The following is a 6,287-nucleotide window of genomic DNA, read 5'->3' as shown; positions in this document are numbered from 1 at the left end:
CGCATTCATGAAGGCCCGCGGCCAGCAGGGTCAGATTGGGGTGGCGGCGGCACTGAGCGAGATCCTGTCCGGGAGTGACATTGTCACGTCTCATGCAGATTGCGGCCGCGTACAGGATCCGTATTCCATCCGCTGTGTACCGCAGGTGATGGGGGCTTGTCTGGATAACCTGCACCACGCTGCCCGTATCCTGCGCATTGAAGCCAATGCCGCTTCTGATAATCCGCTGGTGTTTTCCGAAAACGGTGACGTGATTTCCGGCGGTAACTTCCATGCCGAACCGGTGGCTTTTGCTGCCGATATCATCGCGCTGGCCGTCGCTGAGATCGGCGCGATTTCCGAGCGTCGTATGGCGTTACTGCTCGATACCGGGCTTTCCGGTTTACCGGCGTTTCTGGTCAATGACGGCGGTGTGAACTCCGGCTTTATGATTGCGCAGGTAACCGCAGCGGCACTGGCGTCGGAAAACAAATCGCTGGCGCATCCGGGCAGCGTTGACAGCCTGCCGACCTCTGCGAATCAGGAAGATCATGTATCCATGGCAACCTACGCCGCCCGCCGTCTGGGTGACATGTGCTTTAACACCAGCGTGGTCGTGGGCATTGAAGCGATGGCCGCCGCACAGGGTATTGATTTCCTTCGTCCGTTGCAAAGTTCAGCGACGCTGGAAAATGAAATGAAAGCTATCCGTGAAAACGTGGCATTTCTTGAAAAAGACCGCCTGATGGCACCGGACGTTGAAATGATGCGTCTGTGGGCTTCCCGCGAGCATTGGCCTGCGGCGATTGAAGCGCTGCTGCCAAGCTTTGCCTGATGACTTTTGTCCTGTAAAGATTGATTCAAACACCCTATTTCAGAGAAGGAAATGATGATGAACGCTCCACAAAAAACGGCCATTGCCCGCGTTGTTCGTGCGCCACAGGGCACGGAACTGAGCTGCCAGAACTGGCTGATTGAAGCGGCATACCGCATGATCCAGAACAACCTCGATCCGGATGTCGCTGAGCGCCCGGAAGATCTGGTGGTTTACGGCGGCATTGGTAAAGCAGCGCGCAACTGGCCGGCGTTTGAAGGCATTCTTGACAGTTTACGCAAGCTGCGTGAAGACGAAACGCTGCTGGTACAATCCGGCAAGCCGGTTGGCGTTTTCCGCACCCATACCGATGCGCCCCGCGTGCTGATTGCCAATTCCAACATTGTGCCGCACTGGGCAAACTGGGATCACTTTCACGAACTGGATAAAGCTGGCCTTATGATGTACGGCCAGATGACCGCCGGTTCCTGGATTTACATCGGTGCGCAGGGCATTGTGCAGGGTACTTATGAAACCTTCGCGGAAGCGGGACGCCAGCATTACAACAGCGACCTGCGCGGCAAATGGATCCTGACTGCCGGTCTGGGCGGCATGGGCGGCGCCCAGCCACTGGCGGGCGTGCTGGCCGGAGCCTGCGTACTGGCAATTGAATGTCAGGAATCGCGCATCGATTTCCGTCTGCGCACCCGTTATCTCGATTACAAAGCACACAGCATTGATGAAGCGCTGGCCATGATTGAAAAAGCCTGCGCCGAGAAAAAAGCCATTTCCGTGGGGCTGCTGGGCAATGCCGCAGAGGTGATGCCACAACTGGTTGCCCGCGCAAAAGAAGGCGGTCTGCGCCCGGATATCGTCACTGATCAGACCTCGGCACATGACCCGCTGAACGGCTATCTGCCGGAAGGCTGGAGCCTGGAAAAATGGCAGGATGCGCGACTGTCAGATCCGCAAGCGGTGGTGAAAGCTGCCCGTGCGTCGATGGCCAAACACGTTCAGGCAATGCTCGATTTCCATGCGATGGGCATTCCGACGGTCGATTATGGCAATAACATCCGTCAGGTTGCCAAAGACGAAGGCGTGGAGAATGCCTTTGATTTCCCAGGTTTTGTGCCTGCCTATATCCGTCCGCTGTTCTGTGAAGGCAAAGGCCCGTTCCGCTGGGTGGCGCTTTCCGGGGACCCGGAAGATATCTACAAAACCGACGCCAAACTGAAAGAACTGTTCCCCGACAACGCAAACCTCATTAACTGGCTGGACATGGCGCGCGAACGTATCGCTTTCCAGGGGTTACCGGCGCGTATTTGCTGGCTGGGGCTGGGAGAGCGCCATATTGCCGGTCTGGCATTCAATGAAATGGTACGTAATGGCGAGCTGAAAGCGCCGGTGGTTATCGGCCGCGACCATCTCGACACCGGTTCTGTTGCCTCACCAAACCGTGAAACGGAAGCCATGAAAGACGGTTCTGATGCAGTTTCCGACTGGCCGCTGCTGAACGCTTTGCTTAATACTGCGGGCGGCGCAACGTGGGTCAGTCTGCATCATGGTGGTGGCGTCGGGATGGGTTTCTCGCAACATGCCGGAATGGTGATTGTGGCTGACGGTACCCGGGAAGCCGATGCCCGCCTTGACCGCGTGCTGTGGAACGACCCGGCAACCGGTGTGATGCGCCACGCAGACGCTGGCTATGAACAGGCAAAAGACTGTGCTGAACGTCATCACCTGAATTTGCCAATGCTCGCAAAGTAATAATGATAAGTGATTAATTCATTGAGAAATTAAATTGGACAAACCTCACGGGCAGTGGCGCAGGCCGTTGCCCGTTTTGTTTCAAAAACATTCGGAAAATGCTGCAAAAAGTGGCGTAAAAATCCGCTGATTTACGGCATACTCGGGAGCATATCTACAGTGTGAGGTAAGTAATGGCTTCAGATCTGGCAGTTCTTGATTCGGCATTTAAAAAGCAGCAACAGCTTCTGAAAAATCTGGCAAGGCCCGGGGCGCGGTCACTGAGCGTTTATAACGCCGGGCTTTCGGCTGATGCTGTGCAAAAAAAATACGGCGTGACTCATATTGCCAAACTGGCCAGTAATGAAAACCCGCTTGGTGCCAGCCCGCAGGTGGTGGTGGCGTTAGAAGCGGATGCCCGTTTCAGTGCGATTTATTCTGATGCATCGAGTGCGGTGCTGCGTGACGCGCTGGCAGCAGATACCGGCGTGGCAGCCGAAAATATTGTTATCGGCAACGGTTCCGAAGACATCCTGCATATGCTGGCGCTGGCGTTTCTTAACCCCGGCGACCGTGTTGTGACGCTGATCCCCTCGTTTGGTTTACACGAAATCTTCCCGCGCATGATGGGGGCGGATGTCACGATGGTCGGCGTGAATGCACAGCAGGAATTTGATGTTGAAGCCTGGGAAACCGCACTGCGCGCACCGGCCAAAATGTTGATTTTCAGCAACCCGTCCAATCCGGTGGGCTGCATGCTTAACCGGGAAGGATTCACCCGCATTATTAATGCCGCGCCAGCGGATTGCGTCCTGGTGATTGACGAAGCCTATTTCGAATATTGTGAAACCGACGCTGCCTATCCTGACAGTCTGCTGGTGCTGGCTGAGCAGCCACGACCGTGGATTGTGTTGCGGACTTTCTCGAAAGCGTACGGGCTGGCCGGGCTGCGGGTGGGGTATGGTTTAGCCAGTCACCCTGAACTGGTGAATTTGCTGGACAGGGTGCGGACACCTTTCAACATCAACCGTTCGGCGCAGGTGGCTGCCGTGGCGGCATTGCAGGATAAACAGCATGTCCGCGACAGCATTGCGCTGGTCACCGCACTGCGTGAGGACATGGCGGCCGAACTTACCGCGCTCGGTTTTAACGTCGCCTCATCCTATGCCAACTTCCTGTTCTTCGATTGCGGCCGCCCGGCTACGGAACTGGCACAACGCTTGCTTACTTATGGCGTGATTATCAAACCCTGGCGTGAAACCGGTTATGAAAACTGGATCCGCGTGTCCATCGGTAATGAACAGGATAACCGGCAGTTTATCGACAGCCTGAAACGTATCCTGACGGAGGAGGCGGAGTGAAACGTGCTGCGCTGAACATTGACGATCTGCGACGGCAGGCGAAATGCGCCTTGCCCCGTTTTGCGTTTAGCTATGTTGAAGGCGGGGCGGATGATGAGCAAACGCTGCAGGATAACCGTGAGGTTTTTGGCCGCTGGCGCTTTATTCCGCCGGTACTGAACGATTCAAGCCAGCGCGATTTGTCCGTCACGGTGTGCGGGCAGCGGCTTTCTGCACCGTTACTGATTGCACCGACAGGCTATAACGGCATGTTGCGTTTCGGCGCGGATACCATGCTGGCCCGTACAGCGAAACGTGCGGGTATCGCCTATATCCAGAGCACGGTTTCAACCGCTTCGCTTGAAGAAATCGCGGCACAAAATCTGCCACAGCACTGGTTTCAGTTGTATGTGCTCAAGGACCGGACCGTCACCACCAGCCTGCTGGAGCGGGCCAGAGCAGCCGGTTGCACCACGCTGGTGGTCTCGGTTGATGCGGTGCATTTCGGTAACCGCGAAAAAGATAAGCGTAATTACCGGCGGCCGATGAAGCTATCGGTGCTGAGCATGATTGATGTCGCGCTGCATCCGGGCTGGGTCTGGCGAACCTTAAAACCGGCAGGAATGCCTGGTTTCGGCAATCTCAAACCCTACGTTCCGGCAGATAAACAACGAGGAGCGGGCGGGGCGAGCTACTTTTCAGCGCAGATGGATACCCGTCTGAACTGGGAAACCCTGCGCTGGATCCGCAGCCAGTGGCAGGGCGCATTGTTGATCAAAGGGATCCTCGCGCCGGAAGATGCACAGCTCGCTTTTGCGAGCGGAGCCGATGGCATTGTGCTGTCAAATCACGGCGGGCGTCAGCTCGACGGTTCGGTAAGTGCACTGGAAGTGCTGCCGGAAATCCGCAAGCTGTGCGGTTCGCAGGCGACGATCCTCATCGACAGCGGTTTTCGCCGTGGCACTGACGTGGTGAAAGCCCTGGCGCTGGGCGCGGATGCGGTGCTGCTCGGCAGACCGATGTTATATGGTGTCGCCGCAGCCGGTGAGGCGGGCGCGCAACGGGCGCTGGAGATTATTTTGCAGGAAGTTGACCGCACGATGGCGCAGCTTGGCTGCACGTCGGTTCGCCAGCTTGGGCCGCATTTGTTGCGTCAACAACCCTATTGATTTGAAGTAATAACAAAAACATCTTCAGAGAATTTTCATCAGACCCGTCAAATACAAAAATCACGGAGAGGCAGTTATGCAGGCACAGAATATTATCTTCCCGGCGCAAATCCTGCGCGGACCCGGCGTTATCTCTCAGCTTGGTGACATTTGCGCACTGCTGGGTACGCGTGCGCTGGTGATTGGTGGCCATCAGTCGCTGGCCGCCGTGGGGGATAAAATCCGCCACCAGCTTGAGGGTTCCGCCGTGGAACTGGTTGGCAGCGAATGGTTCGGCGGGGAAAGCAGTGAGGGCAATATCAGCCGCCTGGCTAAAATCGTTAAAGATAAAAAAGCCGATATCGTGATTGGTGTGGGTGGCGGCAAATCTCTTGATACCTGCAAAGCCGTTGGCGTGGAAACCAGTGTGCCGGTTGTAACGATTCCGACGATTGCCGCGACCTGCGCCGCCGTCACGCCGCTGACCATCCGTTACCATGACGACGGTCATTTCCGGGATTTATTCCCGCTGCCACAGGCACCGGCTTCGGTGATCATCGACAGCGAAATTCTGGCTGTTGCCCCGTTGCGCTGGCTGGCTGCTGGCCTTGGCGACACGCTGGCAAAATGGTATGAATTCCGTGCCATCAGCAGTCATCACGGCCAGCTGAGCGGCGTCGCACGTTCTTCCAGCGCCAACAGCCGGATATGCTATGACCTGATCGAATCTTACGGCCCTGTGGCCTGCGACGCCGTCCGCGCCGGTAAACCGAACGCCGGGCTGGATCAGGTACTCGATGCTATTTTCATGTTTGCGGGCCTGACATCGCTGATGAGCAGCGGGGCACATGCCGCTGCTTCCCACGCTATTTATGAAGGTTTCACGGTCTGTGATAAAACCCGTGAATTCGGCCACGGTCTGCTGGTCGGCTTCGGCAACCTGTGCCTGCTGGCGCTGGAGAACCGCAGTGATGAGGAACTGCTGGAAGCCGTCAGACTTGCGCAAGCCTGCGCTGTGCCGCTGCGTCTGAGTGAGATAGCCGATCTTAATGAGGATGAGCTGGAAAGTATTGTGCAGGCATCACTGCATGCGCCGGATATGGCGAATATGCCGGGACACGTGACGGCGGAGGCGCTGTATGCGGCAATTGCAAGGGTGGAGGAAATGGGGGCGAGAATTTAAGGATTTTTAGAGTTTCAGGTGTGTCGTGCAAGCTTTAACTTATTGGTTTTTCATTAATACCCCCTCCCGGCCTCCCC

Annotated in this window: 5 protein-coding genes; all 5 read left to right on the top strand. The window is 56.4% G+C overall.

Annotated elements, in window-relative coordinates; all coding sequences use genetic code 11:
- Positions 1 to 814, top strand: an 814-nt coding sequence (locus tag UC14_RS26060; protein WP_198670120.1) for an aromatic amino acid lyase, incomplete at its 5' end; no start/stop codon positions are given.
- A 57-nt stretch (positions 815 to 871) separates the two neighbouring features.
- The gene (hutU, locus tag UC14_RS26055) at positions 872 to 2,560 is read left to right on the top strand and encodes a urocanate hydratase (protein WP_112152238.1); all 1,689 of its coding nucleotides are present in this window, start codon (positions 872 to 874) and stop codon (positions 2,558 to 2,560) included.
- A gap of 173 nt (positions 2,561 to 2,733) precedes the next feature.
- Positions 2,734 to 3,900, top strand: a complete 1,167-nt coding sequence (gene hisC, locus UC14_RS26050; RefSeq protein WP_112198732.1) for a histidinol-phosphate transaminase — start codon at positions 2,734 to 2,736, stop codon at positions 3,898 to 3,900.
- The gene (locus UC14_RS26045; protein WP_013575478.1) at positions 3,897 to 5,048 is read left to right on the top strand and encodes an alpha-hydroxy acid oxidase; all 1,152 of its coding nucleotides are present in this window, start codon (positions 3,897 to 3,899) and stop codon (positions 5,046 to 5,048) included. The genes hisC and UC14_RS26045 overlap by 4 nt, the downstream gene beginning before the upstream one ends.
- A gap of 76 nt (positions 5,049 to 5,124) precedes the next feature.
- Entirely contained in the window at positions 5,125 to 6,210 is a 1,086-nt protein-coding gene (locus tag UC14_RS26040; RefSeq protein ID WP_112198731.1) for an iron-containing alcohol dehydrogenase family protein, read from the top strand.
- Positions 6,211 to 6,287 lie beyond the last annotated feature (77 nt).

Origin of the sequence: Rahnella sp. NRRL B-41462, from assembly GCF_003263525.1 — a bacterium.
GTDB classification, from domain to species: Bacteria; Pseudomonadota; Gammaproteobacteria; order Enterobacterales; family Enterobacteriaceae; genus Rahnella; species Rahnella aceris.
Note: the sequence above shows the minus strand (reverse complement) of the source record. Positions and strands in the feature narration are given on the sequence as shown.